Origin of the sequence: uncultured Streptococcus sp. (assembly GCF_963456385.1) — a bacterium.
Taxonomy (GTDB): Bacteria; Bacillota; Bacilli; order Lactobacillales; family Streptococcaceae; genus Streptococcus.
The window spans coordinates 44,788-65,982 of the sequence record NZ_CAUOLF010000009.1 but is presented as its reverse complement, the minus strand read 5'-3'; the positions used below and the strand labels follow the sequence as shown (position 1 = coordinate 65,982).

The following is a 21,195-nucleotide window of genomic DNA, read 5'->3' as shown; positions in this document are numbered from 1 at the left end:
AACTTTAAGTTTAGAAATATTATTTAGAAAATTTGAGTAAAGAAGTAAATTATATAAGTAACCAAAGGAAAGTACGTCACAACTACTATACCATTGAGAAATGTTCGTTTAAGTTTTGCTATATTGGGTATAAATGTCAGTAATAGCAAGCTATAGGCGATAAAATACCTTTGTTGAACTCCTTCAATTATATCAGAACCAACGAGAGAAAATTGAAGATATAAAATAAGGAAGGTGGATAAAATAATCGCAAAGAAAGAGAATATTTTGCCTATTTGAATTAAATTGAATTTTTTAATATCTATTTTAGTCACTCTATATTCTTTTTCTTGATAAAGCCAACTGAGTCCATAGGCAACATAATACAGTATGGAAACTAGGATAGGAGGCTTTTGATAAGTCACTTCCTCTGCATACCCTAGCTGAATCACTGTATAATCATAAGAGAAAATCTCTCGAAGATACATGCTTATAAATTTAAAAATATTTGAAAAAATATGAGATAACTGCTTAAAGGTATTTACATTTCTCCCAAAATAAGCACCTGTATTTACATCCTTTATCAATACAATCAATAGTAATGAACAAAGTATTGAGAAGAATAAAGTAAATAGCAGAAAAATATTTATAAATCTACTAGTTAGCTTTTCTTTATTTGCAAAATAGAGCATCGGGAAAACAGATATTATAATTAAGAAAGCTGGTACTTTAGCTAGAGAAACTAAGATAATCGATATTCCTAGTTGTATTGCATCTAACTTTTGAAAACTTTTTAACTTTGCTACTTTATAGGTAACTTTAGTTAAACAAGCTACAAAAAAAATGATAGAAACATTTGTAAAAACATCAGCTGAAATAGCGCTGTTTGTTAATAAGATTGTAGGATGAAGACTTAGCGCAGCAATTGTCCACTTACTAAATGGCATTATTCGAATGGACAATATTAAAATGAAAAAGGCAAAGGCCAATCCGGATAATCTCATAAAAATAAATTCAGTTGCTGGAGTTAAATGCAAAATTTTATTCAATAAGACAATCAAGACATAGGGAAAGTAAACAAGAGGATGATAAGGAACGGCATTGGTAGCTGCTTGAAATCTGTTTTTTTCAGAATACTGAAATTTACCAACATTTGATAAAGGATATAGACCAAATGTATGGTTAGGCCCATTTTTTATAAAATAATCCATAAAAGATTGCTGGGTTTCTGATACCATTCCTCCAAATAAAGCCATATTCCCATTATCATTTTTGTAAACATCTCCATTACTAATTTGAATCGCTCTATAATAATGAGATTGTTCATCCATCCAAGAACCGGGATTTCTATATAGTACTGCACCTAAGGCGACAAGAAAACTAATACAAAGTGCTATAAAAACATGGCGAGCATATGTTTTATCTTTTATTCCTAATAATTTTTCAATTCTCTCCATTTATGTACTCTCCTAATATATTTATTATTAATACTCCGCATTAAATTGATAAATTCTATTTCCGTCTTTATCTGGACCATATAGGAGTTGGAATTCTTTCCCAAACTTGGTCTCTAAATCTCGACTTGAAATAACATAATTAACATGTAATTCTTTTAAAATTACAGTGTTGACTTGCATATCTAAAACATCTGGACTACTGTTAGACATACTTACTCTATCAGCAACTAAAATTGGCTTAATATGAGCATAACGATTCCACTCATTAACATATTTACCATTGATATCTATCTTCTTCATTTCTTCTATATCCGGATAAAATCGGACACCATTAATCATTTTTGCTCCAAACATTTGTGGATAATTATAAAGCATGTTGTTGTCTGTCAACCAAATAGATTGTGGATTTCTTTTAACCATGTCTTTAATTGCTATTCCAAGCTTTTTATTCTCAACAACTGCTGTTCCTCTAACAATTGGATTCACTGTAAAACCAGTTAATAAAGATAAAATTAACATAGATAGAGTAAATAGTTTCTTATATTTTAAAATTCCTAGCAAAAATGTTAAGAAAAGCAGAAAAGCTGACAGTAATATATAGCTTCTTGAGATATAATCCTTATAAACTTGATTGTAAGATATCAAATAGGCAAAGAGAATAAAACTAAGTATACTTATAGGCAGAAGAACTTTAAAAAGCTTCTTGCATTCCATTTTCCAAACAAAGTCAATAAACCAAAAACTAATAAATACTGCTATAACAGCCAAAGCCTGCCAGGCTCTTCCTGATGTCACATAACTGAATAAAGTAATTTTTGCTAACCATTCTGGGACACCAACGAATATATACAGCATGAGAAATACACTGTACAAAGACAATAGAATTCCAAATAGATTTTCCTTAATCTGCTTCTTAGATATGATAAAAGGCAAAGCCAAGAGCATAAAAGGAAGAAAATTAAGAGAAGAGGCTAATTCTACTTGATTTAATATAGTAGGAAGCTTATAAGGCAGAAAAAGATTTAAAAATATAGTGACTAGAAATATGAGAGGAATTCCTCCACCTGTAGAAACTCGACTGCCTGGATAGACTGTTTCTAATGATGCAATAATAGCATCTAAACTTTGATAAATACTAACTCCCAGAATCACAGCAGTGACACAAAGCGTTGTAAACATAATAATCCAATCATTTCTGGACAGTTGCTTTTTTCTCAAAGCTGTAAAAAACTTCACGAGAAAATATATCAAAATAATATAGGCAAAAACAACTTGAAATGCGGGATAAATAACTAAAACAAAGCCGATCAGACTACTGGATAGAAGTGTTGCAAAACTGATCTTAGCAATTAATTTTTCAGAACTAAAATAATAATAAATAGAAACCAAAGCTAGTAAAGTAAACCAGACTACATCTCCCAAATGCTGCATGAACCACCACTGTACGACTGGTGTATAAGTGATAAAGAAAGCCGCTATAAAAGACAACACCTTATTTCCCTTTGTCAAAATCATAATAAACTCAAAAGACAAAAGAATAAGAGTAATAATCTTAAAACACCAATACCAAGATAGAGCACGAGAAGGACTGAGGAATAAAGCTCCCCAGTTAAACGGTTTACCCAAAATAGAAATATGATTGACTGGTGAATGATAAGCTACAATCATATTCTGACCAGACAAACCATAATTCTCATTGACAAGTTGATTGCCAGAATTAACCTGAGAGATAAAAAATGAAGTTTGAACCATCCATTCATCAGATCTAATTCCTCTTGGAATGCCAAAAATAACACCATCTGTATTTGAAAAAGGTGATAACCATTGGCTACCATCTCCTTCAATTCTTGATTTTGACTGAACTCCATTCTGAAGCTCAGTCACCCCCATTCTATTCCAGCTCGCTATGGAACTACCATTAAGATTCAGTGCTAAGCCAAGAATAAAGACTACCAGAGCTAAAGCATATCTGTATTTTATAGCCTTATTAAAAGCATTAATCATAGTATTGATAAACCTCGAGTTCATACTGCATTCGGTTTTGTCGAACTACTGTATCTAAAATGATACCAGCAATAAAAAACAAACCTGCTAAAATCATAAATCCTGTCGCTAAAACTGCTGATGGCAATTTGTCAATCAGGCCTGTATTAGCAAACTCTGCAATAACCGGTAATCCAATAATAAGTCCTACCAAAAATAAGAAAAAAGCTAAAATAGAAAAGAATACCAATGGCTTATAGTCTTTAAATAGACTAAAAATCATTTTAAGAACCTTAAAACCATCAGAAAACGTGCTGAGTTTAGACTCACTTCCCTCAGGACGATCCTTGTAAGTGATTGGTACTTCTACTAGTTTGAAACGCTTATCCATAGCATGAATAGAAAGCTCTGTTTCAATTTCAAATCCTGGAGACAAGACAGGAAATGTCTTAACAAAAAGTCGGTTAAAGCCACGGTAGCCAGTCATAATATCATTGTAGCTTCCCTTATATAGAGAGTTAATCAAGTACTTGACTAAATTATTACCAAAATCATGGAAACCACGTTTATTTTCTTGGGAATAGGTTCCGTTTGAAAGACGATCTCCAATGGTCATATCAGCCATTCCTGAACGCAAAGGAGCTAGCAATTTTTCAACTTCAGCTGCTGGATAGGTATCATCTGCATCAGCCATAATATAATAATCAGCATCAATTTCTCTGAACATAGAACGGACTACATTCCCTTTGCCTTGCCTAGGCTCAAATTTTACAAAAACTCCAGCTTCTCTAGCCAGTTCATTAGTTCTATCCTTTGAATTGTTATCATAAACATAAATGTCTGCTTGAGGTAGAACTGTCTGAAAATCCCTTATAACCTTTTGAATAGTTATTTCTTCATTATATGCTGGAAGCAATACCGCAATTTTTTCTTTCATTTTATATTCTATCTCCTTGTTTTATAAAAAACACTATTGTTACAACAGTCTTACCATCTTGCTGAGGAATAATAATCCACAATATACGTCTCCATCTTTTCTTCTTCGTGTTTAGATAAGTATCGAACTACAGCATCAGATGTATTTGCATAAGTTAATTCTGAAACAAATAAGCTGCTAAAAACTGTCCTGTACTCCTTATTAGCAAATAATGAATTACCTAAGAAATAATTTTCCCTAGAAATATCTAAATAATCTAAAATAGTTGGAGTAAGGTTAACAGAATTTTGCCCCTGAGCATCTAGTATTTGAGGATCGACTCCTTTATAATAGATGAAAAAAGGTACTTTGTCAAGATTGCCCATTCCTCTAGACTGATTAGGAAATGACTTCCTGTATTCATCATCGACATAAGTTGCATGGTCGGTTGTGAAGACTAAAATTGTATTTTCCGAATATTTACTATTGTTAAATTTTTCGATGAATTTCCCAAATTGTATATCTAAATCATAAAAACGGTTTAACAAACGGTCATTTCCATCTGAGTATTTTCTATCAAATGAATTCATGCCAATATGTGTACCAAAAGTATACATTGAGATAAAGAAAGGCTGACCATCAGGCTGATTAGTTATCAATTTATTAAGTTCTTTATAGGCATCCTTATCGAATGTACTTTCCTCCCCCTTAGAAGGCTGTGCATCTAGAACAGAATCAAAACCTAAATGATTTAAATAAGAAGTGAATTCTTCATTATGAGCTTCTGTATTAATAAAAGAAGTATGATAACCTTCTTTCTTCAAAATACTCTGCAGAGAAATCAGATGGTTCTGATCAGAGTTATCTAACTGATAACCTGAATACAGTTGACCAATTATCCCTCTATAAGTTGCAAAGGTATGATTATAATAATTTGAAAAATTCAAAGATTTTGATTGTAATTCTTTAATATTAGGAGTGATATTTCTCTCATCATCAATAATATGCTGAGACATTCCCTCTGTAAAAATAAGAATCACATTAGGTTTCTCTGGTATATTTTTCGGTTTTTTGATAAAGTCTCCAACTTCCTCTTTGTAGAAAAGTTTTTTCTTCTCTGTAGACTCTCTTTCCGCTTTTTGAATCAGCTGAATATAATCATACTCAGCAACTGCTAAATCATAGACCGACTTACCTGGAGAATACTTAAAACCAAAGAATCCTCCCAAAGATAAGTTTAGAGTGAGTGCAGCACTCAAAAGAAACAGAGAAACAACATTATATTTATAAAGGTAGTAGGTAATCTTATTCTGTGTTTCAACATACTTAGTCGGTAGGAAACTAAAGGTTAATAATAAAACAATACCTAAACCAAAAATAAAAATTCTTCCTTTAAGAGCCTCCCAGGAGCTTAGATTATTTAACATAATAAGAGTTACAAAGCTATTTCCAAAAAAAAGAACTAATATCTCGACGTTATAAAAGAGAATAAACAAATTATTAATAAAGCAACCAATAATTTGATTTTTTTTAATGATAAAATTTGAAACAAGAAAAATAATAATCAACTCTAGTAAAGGAATAATGACATATAGTAAATTCCCTGTTGTCTTCAACGTTAGAAAGCTAATTACAATAGAGAATAGATATTTAAGCACCGTAAATTGATAATCTTTGTATTTAACATAAAAAGAACTATAATCTATTTTACGCTTTCTTTTTCCAAACATTTTAATCTAATTCCTAATCTTTCTAATTATCCTCTTAACAATATATTTAATTGCACTTGCTGGACCAAGGAAAATATATTTAGCCGCACCTTTCAAACCTCCTATATTATCAAAGTTTACATAGGTATTTGGTAAGGTGTCCGGACGAATATTTAAAACATTATTATCAACAAAAGGTGTGATATATATTTCATTTCGAGAAATAGCATAATCAAATCGCTGCGACCAAGCTAGATAAACTAAAATGCGCTCAATAGAGTGTAATATTGTATGCTGCGGAAGTGGCTCTTTCGGAATATCCTCATCTTTAAGTTTTATGTCAAACAGAGGCTTTAGTGCATCATATTTGAACCATATAAATGTACCATAACTCATAATAAAAGTGTTCAAACTATTAAAATCTATAGCTCGATCGATATTCATTCTTTCCCAAAGGATATTCATATCGTCCGCAAATTTATTTTCATTTAAAGGATCCACAATCTTTGTATAGCGGAAAAAGGTTGGTATATCTGCAATCACAAGTCCCAATCGTTCATTATTTTCTAAATTAACGAGAATCGAATTGGCAGGTTTTATCAGCATATCAAAAAGTTCATTTCTCCAGGAATCACCAACCCAATATGGATATTCTGGAGACTTTTTGGTATGGAAGTGTCCAATGTAATCATAAGACGATAGCTCTTCCTTTAGCTTCAACATAGGAATAATGTCTCGTCCACGATTTCCTGTTAAATAAATATTCGCTTTTTGATGCCGTTTTGCTAAAATAATTTCAATTTCTGATTTTTTATTTTCCGAATCAGTTGTTAAAAATAGGTCATAATCAAAATTAAAATATTGGAATCCATCCAAAAACTCTTCTAAGAGGTCTACATAAAAAGTATGAAGATGTACTGCTACTTTCTTCTTGTTTGAATATGCATCTTTTTTATTTTGAAGGATCTTTCTATCAATCAGATACGGCGGTGTTGGTTGACTGACATCTGACATATGAGATAAGATAAATTCTACCGGATAGTCAGACACCTCTTCAATCTCTTTCAGTAAATATGGAGATAAATGTTGACTTAAATCAAAAGTTTTAATTTTAATAAAAGGAACCTTATATTCCAAAAGAATATGTGGATAATGAATAGTAAAATTACTATGGAAAAAATCTTCCTTTAGTGGAAGAGTATTTAAAATAGCTTGATATTGGAATCCTGCATCAGTAAATTTTTTCGTATATTGTGTTTCATAATTGTCAATAACATTTTGTACATCTGTATAATTTTCAACAGATTTCCAAAAAATTTGAAAAATTTCTGATTGAACTAGATTTTTCTTGAAAGAAATAAAATATGATTGAAGATGCTCGTTAATAAACAAATTTCGTTGCTTAACTTCTTGATGATTCGTCATTCCCCAAAAATCAATATCAGAATCTGATTCATATTTTTGATAAATTGGCTCCATATCCCAAAGTGGTCCAAAACAAGTATCATTCATGACAGTCACCGAATCATACTCTTTCAGTGATTCAAAACCAACCAACTCCATTCCATCATGCCAAGCACCAAAATCATAACCAGTATTTTCCCGTTGAAGGAAGACATCAATCAACCCTTTTTCACGAAGTTTATCAACTTCAGATTCACTAAGTTGACTATTTGAAATAAATATTAATTTTTCAAATAAAGGTCTCATATGCTCAAGTTGATAATGAACATGGCGGCTGATATGATCATATTTATTAAAATGAACATAAATTAATAATCGTTTCATTTCTTTCTCCTAAAGAAGTTTATAATTTTAGTCGAAAGCTGCCAACGCCTGCTTCCGATTATAGCATGATATTGCTGGTTTAATGCCTGGTATTGCTCTTCTAATTGAATTATTCTTTCTTGCAAAGATAAATTGTCTAAATGAAGTTCTGATAATTCAGTTAAAAGTGATCCTTCCCTCATTGGTTCAAAAATATCTTTCATCTCATAAAAAAAGGTAAATTTCGTTTCAGAAATACTCTCTAAATTATAATGAATTTGAGGATCATTTTTACCGAAAAGTAAACTATCTGCTAAAGCTATTCCATTTGTAAAATCAATGGGAATCTCCTCATGTTTTTTATAGGTCTGCAGTTTTACATTTTTATAATAACTGGGAATCTCAGATAAATCGACCCTCAACCTCATAACATCAGAAGGAAGTTTAACGTAAATTTCATCAGAATATTCCAATGGAAATCTCAAACTGTTTTCTTCTGAAAAATTTTCTCCTAATTTTGAGTAAAAGAATGTTACAAATTGTTTCTTAATATCAAATACACTATGGTTTGGCAAAGTATTTCCCAGTAGCAATTCAATTGCTTGCAAGCTATTCTTTACAGGAGAAAAAGATTTTTCAATTCTACTTAAAAGGGCTTTATAACAATTTTCAATGGTGTAAAGTTGCTTAGCTACTTGACTGGTCTCCAATGAAGCACATTTATAAATTTGGAAATTTTCAATCACATTTTCTAAAGTTTCTGTAAGAGATTCTATATTGCCTAGAGGATATACAAATCCTGTATTAAAAATATTACGAACTGTAGAATATCCTAAATTATCAGAAACAATTGTAGGAACTCCTTTTAGAATTGCCTCAATGAAAACCAAGGAGAACGATTCTGATTTAGAATTGAAAACACAGATATCCGAAGATGTGATTTCTTTCCATGGAAGATTCCGATATCCTAAAAACCTTACCTGAGTCAATGAATGTTTCTCTATAAATTCGTCACATTCCTGCTTAATCTCTTCTTCCCAATCTCCTATAAAAATTAAGGGGATATCAAATCTTCCTAGCTTAAGATAGGCTTGCAACAGCTCCATCTGATTTTTATTTTCATTAATTAAACCAACGGAAACTATTCTTATTTGTTCTCCTTTACCAAGTGATTCATTAGAGATTTCTGTAAAAGGAATAAACGATTGCAACTTAAGATTTCGATTTCCAATTTTTTCCAACGACTTTTTCAAATTGCCTTGGACAGCAAAAACCTCTTCTGAATTATCAAGCATAAAATCGAACTTGTCTACATAATAGGCAAACTCTCTTTCGGGAAATTCGTGAATAAGCCAAAAATGTGGAACTGATTCACAAGCCGCTGCCAAAGCACCCTGAAATACATTCGCAGTATTAGAAATAACCAGTTCAATTTTATTTTTTGAAATAATATCCCTTATATCTTGAATATTCTTTTGGTAAAACAGAACTCTTTCTTCTTTCGACAAAAGAAGATTCCCTGGCGCTTCTTCCCACCACCATTTTACAGTCGTAAGTGGAAATAATTTAACACCTGCATCCTGTAATTTATCTCGATACGCTCTATGTGTAGGATGTCCATTTTCAGGATAAACATTAAAAATATTGTAATCTAACTGTGCTAGATAAACCATCAAATTTGTAATAGATCTCTCAGCACCGTTATCCAAAGTTCCTGTTGGTGAAACAAATAAAATATTTTTGCCCATATCTCAACCTTTAAAGACCTTTACTCATTTAATTCATGCCAATTGCCATTTCTAACCAATAGCCCCGTCGCAGAATCAAGTGCAGATTTATCGTTGTCAGGAATATCTTTTCTTTCGATAAATACAATCGGTGCTTTTGCTGATGATGCAAAAGCTAGAACACGTTTCTCTGAATCACGAATAGTTGCTTCTAATCTAAGCCGAGCTTGATTAAGAAAGGGAAGTTTACATTTATATATTATTTTTTTCTTTCCAATACCTTGCGTTTTTAGGTTCATCGAATTGTCATTGTAATAGCCATAATTGGTATTAATATCCACAAAAGACATAGCAATATGAGATTCAATATCTTCTAATTGTTTAAATGTAAACTCAAATTCAAGTTCTTGTTCTGGAGTAACTTGCGCTTTTGATAATAGCTTCACTTCAAAATCTTCAACCAAAAGCCTTTGTTCCCTTAATTTTTCAGATTCCTGAGACTCTTTAATTGGTTGAATAGCAGCATTATCAAAACTGTACTGGTTGGCCACATCATCTGGATTGCCGATAGCCTTGACCAAGCCATTTTCAATCAAGACAGCCTTATTACAATACTTTTTAACAGCTCCCATATCATGGGTCACCAGAATGGTCGTCTTACCTGACTCCTTACGATCTTTGAAGTAGTCATTACACTTACGCTGAAAGGCTTCGTCCCCGACAGCCAAGACCTCGTCCAAAATCAGAATATCCCCCTGAGCCTTGATGGCCACAGAAAAGGCCAGACGCACTTGCATACCGCTGGAGTAGTTCTTGAGCTTTTGGTTCATAAACTCACTCAGCTCAGCAAACTCTACGATATCATCATACATGGCGTCTACTTCTTCTGTTGAGAATCCCAGCATGGCACCGTTCATATAGACATTTTCGCGGCCAGTTAGTTCTGGATTGAAACCGACACCTAGCTCAATAAAGGAAACCAACTTACCGTCAATAGTTACCTTGCCCTTCTCCGGAATATAAATCTCAGAGATTATTTTCAGGAGGGTGGACTTACCAGAGCCATTGCGGCCGACAATCCCGTAGAAGTCACCTTTTTCAACTTCAAAGGAAATATCTTTCAAAACATGCTGTTCTTTGTAGCCTTTGATCCCCTTAAAACGATTGACCAAACTGGTTCTCAAACTCTGAGTAGCCTCAGTAGGCAATCGAAAGAATTTACTTACATGGTCGACTTTTACTGCAATATTATTTGACATTATAAAATCTCCGCAAATCTCTTAGCATTTTTATTAAAAATATAGTAACCAATCAAGAAAATGAAAATTGGCAAAATATAGGGAATGATAGAAATAAAACGATTCCCGATCAAATCCCATCCACGCATACTTCCTGAAAAAACAACAAAATGACGTAAATCCTGAATAATTTGAGCAAGAGGATTAAGCATCATAATTTTAGCAATAGTTACTTGGCCTCGTTGAATAATGAACGTAAGCGAGTAAATAATTGGCGTTGCATATAAGCCAGCCTGCAATACTACTTCCCAAATTGGTCCAATGTCACGATATTTGACAAAAAAAGTTGCTAGAATAAAAGCAAATCCTGTAGAAACTAAAACCAACTCAACAAACAGAGGCAGGATAATTAGCCATCCTAGTGTCAAAGGAACACCATTAATCAAAGCAAAAACAGCAACTACCAATAAATTAATAGCATAGTTAATCGCTGCACCTGCAATAGATGAAAAAATAATAATTGACTTTGAAAAATTTAGCTTTCGTAATAAATCACCTCGCGAGACAATTGACATCATTCCCATATTAGTTGCCTCTGTAAAGAAATTCCAAGTTACCATTCCTAAAAGGAGAGACACTGCATAATGTGGTGTTCCATCATCAAATCTCAAAAATCGAACGAAAACAAGATACATAATCGAAAATAGCAACAAAGGTTTTAAAATTGACCATAGATGTCCAATAAAGCTTCCTTGATAACGTAATTTAAAATCAGTTTTAATCATCTCTCGTAAGAGAATCCTGTTTTTTCTATTAAAAAAATCCATGAATATTACTCCTTATAAGCAAACTTTGTGAGAATGAGGCTCGTAAAAACAAGCGTATGAAAAGTGCGGTTTTTACGGTAACCATATCGGCGAATCCTGCGCCAGCGCTCCTTAAAAGGCACCTCCATAATGGTCACAAAGTTCTCAATTAACTCTCTATTTTCAGCAGTCAGCGGCAGGACTAGCAAATTTCTAGCCTGGATCTGACTATCTTTTATCAATTTCCAATATTTGGTAAAAAGAACATGGGGACGCACCCAGTTTTTTACTCGTTTTCTGAGCGTTCGAGCTCCCAGCACATTATTCGAATGCTGACGATAGAGCTCACCCGGCTTGTCAATATAGACTAGATTGCCAAAAGCCGCAGTCAGCAAGCCCAGATACCAATCGTGCATGAGCAGTTCATGCTCTTCCTTCCCAGTCCAAAGTTGGGCCAAGGCGCGATTAATCATAGAAACGCCACCCGTCACCGTATTCTCCGTCAACTCTTGGACTAGTTCTGTATTAGCGTGATCTGACTGAGTGCGAATCATACTTTCATGAACAACCTGCAGCTCTTGATCCACGACCTTCAAGTCAGTATAAACCAGCAAGGGCAGACTGCTATCATACTTGTCTGCCTCAGCTAATTGCATGGCAATCTTGTCTGGCAGCCAAACGTCGTCTTGGTCGCTAAAGAGATAGAAATCCGAATCTTGGTATTTAAGCAGGCTATGAAAACTCTGAATGACACCCAGATTTTGCGGATTTTTCCGATTGATAAATGCAATGCGGTCATCCTTGTGACAAAAGTCCTCAATGACAGCCCGCGTCCCATCTGTAGAGCCATCATCACGAATCAGCAGCTGCCAATCCCTATATGTCTGCTCTTGGATACTCTTAATCTGCTCGGCCAGAAACTGCTCCCCATTATAGGTGGACAGAAGAATGGTCACTTTCATGATAAAAATAAATCCTCGTATTCACCCACAATTTTTTCCCAGGTGTAGTTTTCTTTCATATTTTCTTTGGCTGCTTGACCTAGCTCCGTAAACTCTGTTTGCGCATCTACTCGGTCAATTAGCTGGGCCAGCTGGCCAGCTTCTTTTTGCCAGTAGAGAGCCGTTTCTTTTGCTACCTTACGGTTAAAGTCCACATCCAGCACCAGATTGGCATCTGTCTGAGCCAGTGCTTCCAAGAGTCCCGGATTGGTCCCGCCAACCTCATGGCCATGTATGTATGCAAAAGCATGATTACGGATATATTTGAGCAGATTTTGATCGTAGACCGTACCGACAAACTTAATGCGAGAATCACGGTCAAAGCCCGTTTTCTGCTTGAGTTCTTCAAAATAGGGATTGCCCTCATGATTGCAGATAATCAGCAAGTCACGTTGGGTTTTGGATTTCATAAATTCTTGAATGATGGTTTCATAGTTGTTTTCCGGAACGAAGCGTCCGACAATGAGGTAATAAGCTTTTTCCTTACTAGCCCACTTTTCAAAGAAGACCCTGACCTTGCCTTCGTTTTCCGTCAGATTGGACAGATAAAGGTCGGTTCCATAAGCGATACAGGTCGTTTTAGACCAAGGATAAGCTTTTTGAATATAGCTTTCGATGCCTTGATTATCCGCAATAACCAAGTCTGCATGCTTGGTCATGACCTTTTCAGAATACTTGAGATAGGCTTGAACTGGCTTAGACCACTTGGCCCGCTTCCATTCCAACCCATCAGGATTGATAAAGAATTTACCGCCTGCCTGATGGATACGACGAGCAAAGGGAAAGATAAAAGCACCAATCGTATTTCCAAGAATGTAAAAAATTGGCTGCTCAATCTGCTCTTTCTTAGCAAACTTGAGGGCATAGGAAACGGCCATCATATCATAGGCAATTACGCGGGCCGGGCCAAGCTTAGGTGGCTTGACTGTAAAACAGTCTACCCCCTTGTAGTCAAAATGATGAAAAGCTTCATCATCTGATAGGCAAGCCACATGATACTGTATTTGAGAAGAGATTTGATGCTCTGTCAATTTCTCAACAAAGGTTTCAAATCCTCCATATTTGGCAGGAAGTCCCCGACTCCCGATGATGAAGACATGTTTCATGATTTCCCTCAATTCAAGATTTTACAATCCATTCTATTATACCACTTTCTAGTGTGTTTGTATAACCAGAAGCAAAAAATCCATTATTACCCTTACAAAAAAATATGAAAGTCACTTTGTTTTTAAATAAATCTATCCATTGTAGATTTATTTAGATTACTTTCAAACATAGTCGTTTATTTTATCTTATACTAGTTCGCTATATCTACGCCAGTACAACCTACAACTATCCTACTCGGACTAAAAAACTATCTCCTTAAATACAGAAAGCATACAAAAACCCCGTTTTCACGGGGTTTAGTGTCTGACTATAATTGTTATCTGGGAACGGAATCGAATTAAGCTTCGATTTCTGTAACCATACCTGAACCAACGGTACGTCCACCTTCACGAATAGAGAAAGTAGTACCTTGTTCAACGGCGATTGGGTGGATCAACTCAACGTCGATTGTTACGTTATCACCAGGCATTACCATTTCAGTACCTGCTGGAAGTTCGATTGAACCTGTAACGTCAGTTGTACGGAAGTAGAATTGTGGACGGTAGTTGTTGAAGAATGGAGTGTGACGTCCACCTTCTTCTTTAGTAAGGATGTAGACTTCACCTTTGAATTTAGTGTGTGGGTTAATTGAACCTGGTTTAGCGATAACTTGTCCACGTTCGATTTCATCACGTTGGATACCACGAAGAAGTACACCTACGTTGTCCCCTGCAAGACCTTCGTCAAGCTGTTTACGGAACATTTCAACACCAGTAACAACTGCTTTTTGGATTTCTTCTTTGATACCAACGATTTCGATTTCGTCGTTGACTTTAACGATACCACGGTCGATACGTCCTGAAGCAACTGTACCACGACCAGTGATTGAGAATACGTCTTCGACTGGAAGAAGCAATGGTTTGTCAGTATCGCGTTCTGGTTCTGGAATGTACTCATCAACAGTGTTCATCAATTCCATGATGATGTCTTCGTATTTAGAGTCACCTTCAAGAGCTTTAAGAGCTGAACCTTGGATAACTGGAAGATCGTCACCTGGGAAGTCGTATTCTGACAAGAGGTCACGGATTTCCATTTCAACCAATTCAAGCAATTCTTCATCGTCTACCAAGTCAACTTTGTTCATGAAGACGATCAAGTGCTTAACACCAACCTGACGTGAAAGCAAGATGTGCTCACGAGTTTGTGGCATTGGTCCGTCAGTTGAAGCTACTACAAGGATAGCTCCGTCCATTTGAGCGGCACCAGTGATCATGTTTTTAACGTAGTCCGCGTGTCCTGGAGCGTCGATGTGAGCGTAGTGACGCTTAGCAGTTTCATACTCAACGTGCGCAGTGTTGATGGTGATTCCGCGTTCGCGTTCTTCTGGAGCAGCATCGATAGACGCATAGTCTTTAGGTTGGTTAACTGATGAAGGCAAGCGACGTGCCAAAACAGTTGTGATAGCTGCAGTTAGAGTAGTTTTACCGTGGTCAACGTGTCCGATAGTACCAATGTTAACGTGTGGTTTACTACGATCGTATTTTTCTTTTGCCATTTGAGTAAAAGCCTCCAATAAAATATATTTTATAGATAGACAGTAGGCAATACAGTCTAACTTTCCTTACTATTTTATCAAATTTAAATGAAAATGCAAGTCTTTTAGCATTTTTTTGTGAATTATTCCTTGTCTAATTTGTAGTAAGGTTGATTTTGAATAGAGGCTCCAATACTAGAAGCATGGTTCCATTCTTTACCTTCTAGTTGGGCGAAATTTTCGGATTTTCCAGTAAGGATGACACCTGAAAAAGTCAATTGATCTCGATTCTTTTCCTCGCGAATATCTAACCGACCAAATTTCTTGAGATAGGACTCAACATCGTTGTACATGTTGTACTTGTTGACAGTTGGGAAAAGGTTTTTATCGGCCTTTTTCAAATAGTCTAAGAAAGTCTGTTGCTCTTGCTTAGCCTCTTCGCTCTCTTTTTTGCCGTCCGACGGATAGGGATTAAGCAGCGTACTATTAGCTCCGTAAGTCGTCTGAGGATCGGTGCGCAATGCCATACCATTTTCACCATCTTCTGACTGACTGCCAATCCAGTACCAGTTAATCTTGAGGTTGCTCGGTATCATCTGCTGGATTTCCTGATAAGTGTAAGGTTTATCAAAAGTCAGAGCTATTTCTACCAATTGATTCGGCATTTCTTTGACAGAAGCCAACTCCTTAGGTATGGAATTACTATCCTTTGTTCCTTTGGCATTGATATTATAGAAGACCGGATATTTCTGCCGAAGTTCTCGCGTATAGGTCCCTGATTTAGCGGAATAAGTTCCCTCCGAAGTCGGATTTTTATAAGAGCCTGTTAGTGAATAGTTCCCCTCATAAGCTGGATAAGCCACTCTCACTCCATTCAAGTCTTTAAAACGATCGGAACGTAAGGTTCCTGAGAAATAAGAAGTTTGTGTGTAATAAAGACTGTCATAGTCAACATTAGGATAGGCGATTTCGGACATAACTTCGTACTGTTTCTGCAAGTTTTGTCCATTCATGGAGGCTAATTCTATTAGTCCCTTTCCGAAGAGACCTAAAATCACTAAAGAAACAAAGGTACTAATAGCGACTGTCTTCCAGAGTCTTTTTCTTCTGCTTTTGTTTGCAACAATTTCAAATGTTTCCATTTAGGTATCCTTTCTTTTCCAGTTTCTTTCGGAGCTTAGCACGGCTGCGCATCAACTGAATCTTGACCTTGCTCACCGAGTAAGACATGATTCGAGCAATCTCCTTGACTGTAAAACCCTGAAAATAATAGAGTTCTAAAAGTGCAGCTTCCTTAGACGGAAGTTCTTCTATTGCACTTCGTAGCAGCTCATAATTTTGATTTTCAAAGGGAATAACTGAGTGATTTTTAAAAAATTCCTTTTTTAAAATCTGCAAATATCGCTTATCTCTCCTATATCTGTCTATGTAGCGCCGGATAGAGACCCGATACATCCAAGCTCGCATCTTCTCTGCCGGGATAATAATTTCTGTTTCCAACATCTTAACAAAAACATCTTGAACCACGCCTTCTGCTTCTACTTTAGACGCGCCTGATTTCTGCAAATAGGAGACAATCTCACGAGCAAAACCTATCAAAGTTGTTTCATATTCATCCAGTCTAATAAGCTCACCCCCTCCTCGCTAATATAACGAATTAAAAAGCCCTTTGGTTTCAAAAATAGAAAAAACCGGAACAATTCCGATTTTTTCTTTGTATTAGCCAGAGTTTCTCAGACCAGTTGCAATACCATTGATGGTGATATGAATCAGTTTTTCTTGATCCGGTGTAAGCTGGCCGTTTCGCTGACGCTTGATCAGTTCTAGCTGGATATAGTTCAAAACATTAAAGTAAGGCATACGATAGTGCAAGCTATCTCTCAGATAGGTGTTTTCTGCTAGGAGCTCATCATGACCTTCAATCTCCAAAATAACATCCTTAGTCAACTGCCACTCATCCAAGATAATATTGAAAATATCACGCACATTCTGATCTTCGCAAAGCTGCGCATACTCAAAAGCAATATTCATATTTGACTTGGACAGAACCATGTCTACATTTGATAAAAGTGACTTGAAGAAAGGCCATCTCTTATACATAAACTTCAGAAAGGCTAGGTTATTTTCTGGATCTTCATCGATAAATTCTTTAAAGCTAGAGCCAACACCGTACCAGCCCGGGAACATAACCCGACTTTGAGACCAAGAGAAGACCCACGGAATAGCCCTTAAGCCACCGATTTCGGTAATGGTTTTACGGGCTGCTGGACGAGAACCGATATTGAAGCTAGAAATGGCTTTGATAGGGCTGGATTCGAAGAAATAATCGTAGAAACGCTCGTCGCCAAAGACCAAATCACGGTAAATCTGATAACTGCGATTGACTACTTGGTCCATGATTCGCTCATATTTATCAGACGTATGGCTATCGCTCTTCTTATGAGTTACCATGCGGTTAATGGCAGCAGACACCAGCATTTCCAAGTTATAGTAGGCTGCGTCTTTGTTTCCATATTTATTGCCAATGACTTCCCCTTGCTCAGTGAGACGAATCCGGTCATTGATACTGCGGAGTGGCTGAGAAGTGATGGCTTCATAAGTTGGACCACCACCACGTCCTACTGTACCTCCCCGGCCATGGAAGAAGGTAATTTTTACGCCAAATTGATCACCAATGGCTGTCAGCTGCTGCTGAGCCTTGTAGAGGGTCCAACAAGAAGACAGGTAGCCACCGTCCTTATTACTGTCTGAATAGCCCAGCATGATTTCCTGATAATTATCCTTAGAAGCAATCCACTTCTGCGCAATCGGCAGAGATAGGTATTTCTCCATGGTATCGCAGGAATTGTCTAAGTCTTCAATGGTCTCAAAGAGCGGAACAATCTGGACACGAGCGCCATTTTCATCAATCAGCCCCACTTCCTTGAGCATAATCGCTAATTCTAGCAAGTCAGAAACACTGGTCGAGTGAGAAATAATATTTTGCTTAATCACTTCCTCACCGATTGCATCTTTTAGCTGACGGGCTGTTTTGAAAATCTCCAATTCTTTTTGCAGGAGTTCAGATTTAGATTCGTGAGTAGCTGACAGGATACGAGGATCTTCTAGCAGCTGTTTGAGGAGAACCTGGCATTTTTCTTCTTCCGACAGACTACTATAATCTTGAACAATATTAGCTGAAGCCAAGAGCTCAGCCACACAGGCTTCATGAACACTGGAATCCTGCCGCATATCAATGCTGGCCAAGAAGAAACCAAAAACATCAACTGCTTGGAGAAGTTCAGTCAAGTCGCCTCTTACCAAGGCTTCGCCATGATGTTCGATAAGAGAATCATAAATGACCTGCAAGTCTTTTTTAAATTCCTGAGCTGTTTTGTAAGAAGGTGTCTCCTCCTTCTTCAGCTCAGTCAAGGTCTCGCTGATACGAGACTGGATATAATTAGGTATAATTTCTCTTCCTTTATTGCTGACAGAAAGGTTGGCCTTCGCAGACAATGCTTCCTCAGCTCGGTCAGTCAATCGCTGATCGTCACTTGAAAAGTTGCCTTCTTTAAGGTAAAGCAAGGTCTGAATCAGCTTGGACTGGATATAGTGGAAAGCTCGGCGGTAAGGCTCATTTTCCCGATAAACAGACTTGTCTGTAGACAGAGCTGCCATTTCTGCTACTGCCTGACTGGTTTCTGAGAGATTGGTCGAGAGTGAGAAGGTGCGATAGAGTGTATAAACCTTGTCAATGTAATAGTTGAGGATGACTTCACTCTGGAGGGTGGCTGACAGTTTCAGGGTTTCTGCTGTTACAAAAGGATTGCCATCCCGGTCACCGCCAATCCACATTCCCATGGTAATAGGCTTAGGATTATCCAGCTTAATCCCCCGCTCTTCCGCCAAGCGTCTGTATTCGACCATAAAGTTGGTGATCGCTTGCAGGAAAGAGCTGTTGTAATACTCCATGACATTGGTAATCTCATTGGTCACTTTCAGCTTTTTCTCACGGATCATATCCGTCTGCATCATGAGCTCAATATAGCGACGGAGATTTCCTAGCCACTTCTTCTCATTGACCAGACCCGCTTTAACATCACGATGCTGGCGTAGCAAACTATGGATATGATTGGTTAAGTCCAGAATAGTCTTGCGCTGAACTTGCGTCGGGTGAGCAGTCAGTACTGGAACAACATTCAGATTTTCCAAGATTTCCTGAGCATTTTCCCGCGTTGAAATCAGGTCAATGGTTGTTGACAGCTTCCCAAGATAATCTTGATTGATATTGTTCTGATGGTTGATTTCATAAGCCAAGTCCACGTCTTCTGAGATATTAATCAAAAGCGGCAAAATAGAGAAATAACGAGAAATATAAACCATTTCATCTGTCGTTAGTTCTTCTACAATCGCTTTTAACTCATGATATTTGGAGTTAACCGCCAACTCCTCCATAAGGGAGATTTTTTCAAAAGTCTCAGGGCTGAGAAGATTTCGAGTAATGTCGGCAAGCAAGTCTGTCAAAATAGCGACTTCTTCTCGAATCACTTCTTTATTGCTGTAGCTTTCTAATTTGTTAAATGACATAATCTGCACCTTTCATTTTTGCAACAACTGTTCATACGAACTGCGTTTAAGCTTCCTCAGACTGGTCTTGCGCCTCCGCTTCCATCTGTTCATAGAGGGCATCACGGCGCTCGTTGGCATCAATATTAAGTACCAAGGCGATGGCTACTGACAAGACCAGAAGACTGTTCCCTCCTTGCGATAGGAAGGGGAAGGTTACTCCTGTAGAAGGAATGAGACCTGAGATTCCACCGATATTGATGAAGGTCTGCATGAGTATCATACCGCCGATTCCCAAAGCCATCATGGAGTTAAATGGATTCTTAGCCCGAATCCCTACCAAGATAATTCTCAAAATTAGGAAAAAGAGCAAGGCCAGAATCAGACTGGCACCAAAGAAACCAAACTCCTCTATCACGATAGAAAATACAAAGTCCGTATGAGCTTCCGGCAGATAACCGCGCTTCTCAATAGAGTTACCCAAGCCTAGACCAAACCAGCCGCCATTACTCATAGCATAGTAGGAATTAGCCAATTGGTGGCCAGAGCCAGACAAATCCTTGAAGGGATTGAAGAAAGCGCTGAAACGCTTGGCCACATACCCAAAGACTGGAATCTTGGCCACGCGCTCAACCCCAATCAACCAAATGCTCGCCAGAACCAATCCCGAAACACTGACAATGGCTCCCAGCATCGTAGAAAACCATCGATAGCCAATCCCGCTGACAGCTATCATTATTACGACGGTCAAAAATAGAATAGTCGCATTTCCAAGGTCTGGCATAATCGCTACAATCCCAATCAGAATAGCCACCATGGTCCGCCAGTCGTTAAAAGCTTTAGGAAACCAATGGTTGTGAGTCAGAGCTTGATAATCATAGACCTTTATCTCCTCCTGCCTCTTAGTGAAGCGAAAAGCTAGATACCAGACCAGAATAATCTTCAAATACTCCGCAGGCTGAATACTGAAAGCTCCAAGCTTGAGCCAACCATGGGCACCGTTAATAGTCCCCGTTATAAAACGAGATAAGAGCAAGAGGATAATCTCAGCAAAGATAACTATAGTCAGGATACTTCCTTTTTTTAAGAAACCCAAGCGGATTCTATATAGGAGCGCAATTATAAAGAGACTTATTACCCAAAAAATCCCCTGATTCAAGACCATGCCAAAACCATTTCCTCCGGCCTGAATCGAGGTAGGACTCGTCGTTGAATAGACCACAATCAATCCCAAAACAGATAAAATCAAATAGGGAATCAAGATGGAATAATTCAACAAGTGCTTCTTGTCAATTTTCATATTTCACCATCAAACTTCTAAAAATTCAATTCTCATTATACCACCTTTTGGATTGAAAAAAAAGCATTAGTACAGAGACTGGAATAATATGAGCTTGCTTTCTCTCTTTTACATAAAATTGTGATAAGATAGGAAGCAAACATAGGA

General features: G+C 36.8%; 15 protein-coding genes. All 15 read right to left on the bottom strand.

Features of this window, described 5'->3' with window-relative positions:
* Positions 1-23: 23 nt before the first annotated feature.
* Positions 24-1,436: a DUF2142 domain-containing protein gene (locus RP262_RS05150; protein WP_311154501.1), complete on the bottom strand. Its 1,413-nt coding sequence runs from the start codon at positions 1,434-1,436 to the stop codon at positions 24-26.
* Positions 1,437-1,463: 27 nt separating this feature from the next.
* On the bottom strand, positions 1,464-3,440 hold the full coding sequence (locus RP262_RS05145; protein ID WP_311154500.1) for a hypothetical protein: 1,977 nt from the start codon (positions 3,438-3,440) through the stop codon (positions 1,464-1,466).
* The gene (locus RP262_RS05140) at positions 3,433-4,356 is read right to left on the bottom strand and encodes a glycosyltransferase family 2 protein (protein WP_125340907.1); all 924 of its coding nucleotides are present in this window, start codon (positions 4,354-4,356) and stop codon (positions 3,433-3,435) included. The genes RP262_RS05145 and RP262_RS05140 overlap by 8 nt, the downstream gene beginning before the upstream one ends.
* 50 nt (positions 4,357-4,406) lie before the next feature.
* Positions 4,407-6,065 carry a sulfatase-like hydrolase/transferase gene (locus tag RP262_RS05135; RefSeq protein WP_311154499.1) on the bottom strand — a complete coding sequence of 553 codons (1,659 nt, stop codon included), beginning with the start codon at positions 6,063-6,065 and terminating at the stop codon, positions 4,407-4,409.
* A 6-nt stretch (positions 6,066-6,071) separates the two neighbouring features.
* On the bottom strand, positions 6,072-7,832 hold the full coding sequence (locus RP262_RS05130) for a rhamnan synthesis F family protein (RefSeq protein WP_311154498.1): 1,761 nt from the start codon (positions 7,830-7,832) through the stop codon (positions 6,072-6,074).
* Entirely contained in the window at positions 7,829-9,559 is a 1,731-nt protein-coding gene (locus RP262_RS05125; protein WP_311154497.1) for a glycosyltransferase family 4 protein, read from the bottom strand. The genes RP262_RS05130 and RP262_RS05125 overlap by 4 nt, the downstream gene beginning before the upstream one ends.
* Positions 9,560-9,579: 20 nt before the next feature.
* Positions 9,580-10,797 carry an ABC transporter ATP-binding protein gene (locus RP262_RS05120; RefSeq protein WP_311154496.1) on the bottom strand — a complete coding sequence of 406 codons (1,218 nt, stop codon included), beginning with the start codon at positions 10,795-10,797 and terminating at the stop codon, positions 9,580-9,582.
* Positions 10,797-11,603, bottom strand: coding sequence for an ABC transporter permease (locus RP262_RS05115; RefSeq protein WP_125340912.1), 807 nt, complete (start codon positions 11,601-11,603; stop codon positions 10,797-10,799). The genes RP262_RS05120 and RP262_RS05115 overlap by 1 nt, the downstream gene beginning before the upstream one ends.
* Before the next feature lie 5 nt (positions 11,604-11,608).
* Positions 11,609-12,544 (bottom strand): glycosyltransferase family 2 protein, encoded by a 936-nt coding sequence (locus tag RP262_RS05110; protein ID WP_311154495.1) that lies wholly within the window; start codon positions 12,542-12,544, stop codon positions 11,609-11,611.
* Complete coding sequence (cps2T, locus tag RP262_RS05105) at positions 12,541-13,689, bottom strand: beta 1-4 rhamnosyltransferase Cps2T (protein ID WP_311154494.1); 1,149 nt, start codon at positions 13,687-13,689, stop codon at positions 12,541-12,543. The genes RP262_RS05110 and cps2T overlap by 4 nt, the downstream gene beginning before the upstream one ends.
* Positions 13,690-14,027: 338 nt before the next feature.
* Positions 14,028-15,224 carry an elongation factor Tu gene (tuf, locus tag RP262_RS05100; protein ID WP_311154493.1) on the bottom strand — a complete coding sequence of 399 codons (1,197 nt, stop codon included), beginning with the start codon at positions 15,222-15,224 and terminating at the stop codon, positions 14,028-14,030.
* A gap of 122 nt (positions 15,225-15,346) precedes the next feature.
* A complete protein-coding gene (locus RP262_RS05095) occupies positions 15,347-16,345 on the bottom strand; it encodes an anti sigma factor C-terminal domain-containing protein (RefSeq protein ID WP_311154492.1) in 999 nt (332 codons plus the stop codon).
* Complete coding sequence (locus RP262_RS05090) at positions 16,332-16,802, bottom strand: RNA polymerase sigma factor (RefSeq protein WP_311154491.1); 471 nt, start codon at positions 16,800-16,802, stop codon at positions 16,332-16,334. The genes RP262_RS05095 and RP262_RS05090 overlap by 14 nt, the downstream gene beginning before the upstream one ends.
* A gap of 120 nt (positions 16,803-16,922) precedes the next feature.
* Positions 16,923-19,769 (bottom strand): phosphoenolpyruvate carboxylase, encoded by a 2,847-nt coding sequence (gene ppc / locus RP262_RS05085; RefSeq protein WP_311154490.1) that lies wholly within the window; start codon positions 19,767-19,769, stop codon positions 16,923-16,925.
* Between the two features lie 46 nt (positions 19,770-19,815).
* Complete coding sequence (gene ftsW / locus RP262_RS05080) at positions 19,816-21,048, bottom strand: cell division peptidoglycan polymerase FtsW (RefSeq protein ID WP_311154489.1); 1,233 nt, start codon at positions 21,046-21,048, stop codon at positions 19,816-19,818.
* Positions 21,049-21,195: the final 147 nt, after the last annotated feature.

Coding starts and splice junctions, on each gene's coding strand:
- RP262_RS05150 (WP_311154501.1), bottom strand. CDS start 1,436: ATGGAGAGAATTGAAAAATTATTAGGAATAAAAGATAAAACATATGCT.
- RP262_RS05145 (WP_311154500.1), bottom strand. CDS start 3,440: ATGATTAATGCTTTTAATAAGGCTATAAAATACAGATATGCTTTAGCT.
- RP262_RS05140 (WP_125340907.1), bottom strand. CDS start 4,356: ATGAAAGAAAAAATTGCGGTATTGCTTCCAGCATATAATGAAGAAATA.
- RP262_RS05135 (WP_311154499.1), bottom strand. CDS start 6,065: ATGTTTGGAAAAAGAAAGCGTAAAATAGATTATAGTTCTTTTTATGTT.
- RP262_RS05130 (WP_311154498.1), bottom strand. CDS start 7,832: ATGAAACGATTATTAATTTATGTTCATTTTAATAAATATGATCATATC.
- RP262_RS05125 (WP_311154497.1), bottom strand. CDS start 9,559: ATGGGCAAAAATATTTTATTTGTTTCACCAACAGGAACTTTGGATAAC.
- RP262_RS05120 (WP_311154496.1), bottom strand. CDS start 10,797: ATGTCAAATAATATTGCAGTAAAAGTCGACCATGTAAGTAAATTCTTT.
- RP262_RS05115 (WP_125340912.1), bottom strand. CDS start 11,603: ATGGATTTTTTTAATAGAAAAAACAGGATTCTCTTACGAGAGATGATT.
- RP262_RS05110 (WP_311154495.1), bottom strand. CDS start 12,544: ATGAAAGTGACCATTCTTCTGTCCACCTATAATGGGGAGCAGTTTCTG.
- cps2T (WP_311154494.1), bottom strand. CDS start 13,689: ATGAAACATGTCTTCATCATCGGGAGTCGGGGACTTCCTGCCAAATAT.
- tuf (WP_311154493.1), bottom strand. CDS start 15,224: ATGGCAAAAGAAAAATACGATCGTAGTAAACCACACGTTAACATTGGT.
- RP262_RS05095 (WP_311154492.1), bottom strand. CDS start 16,345: ATGGAAACATTTGAAATTGTTGCAAACAAAAGCAGAAGAAAAAGACTC.
- ppc (WP_311154490.1), bottom strand. CDS start 19,769: ATGTCATTTAACAAATTAGAAAGCTACAGCAATAAAGAAGTGATTCGA.
- ftsW (WP_311154489.1), bottom strand. CDS start 21,048: ATGAAAATTGACAAGAAGCACTTGTTGAATTATTCCATCTTGATTCCC.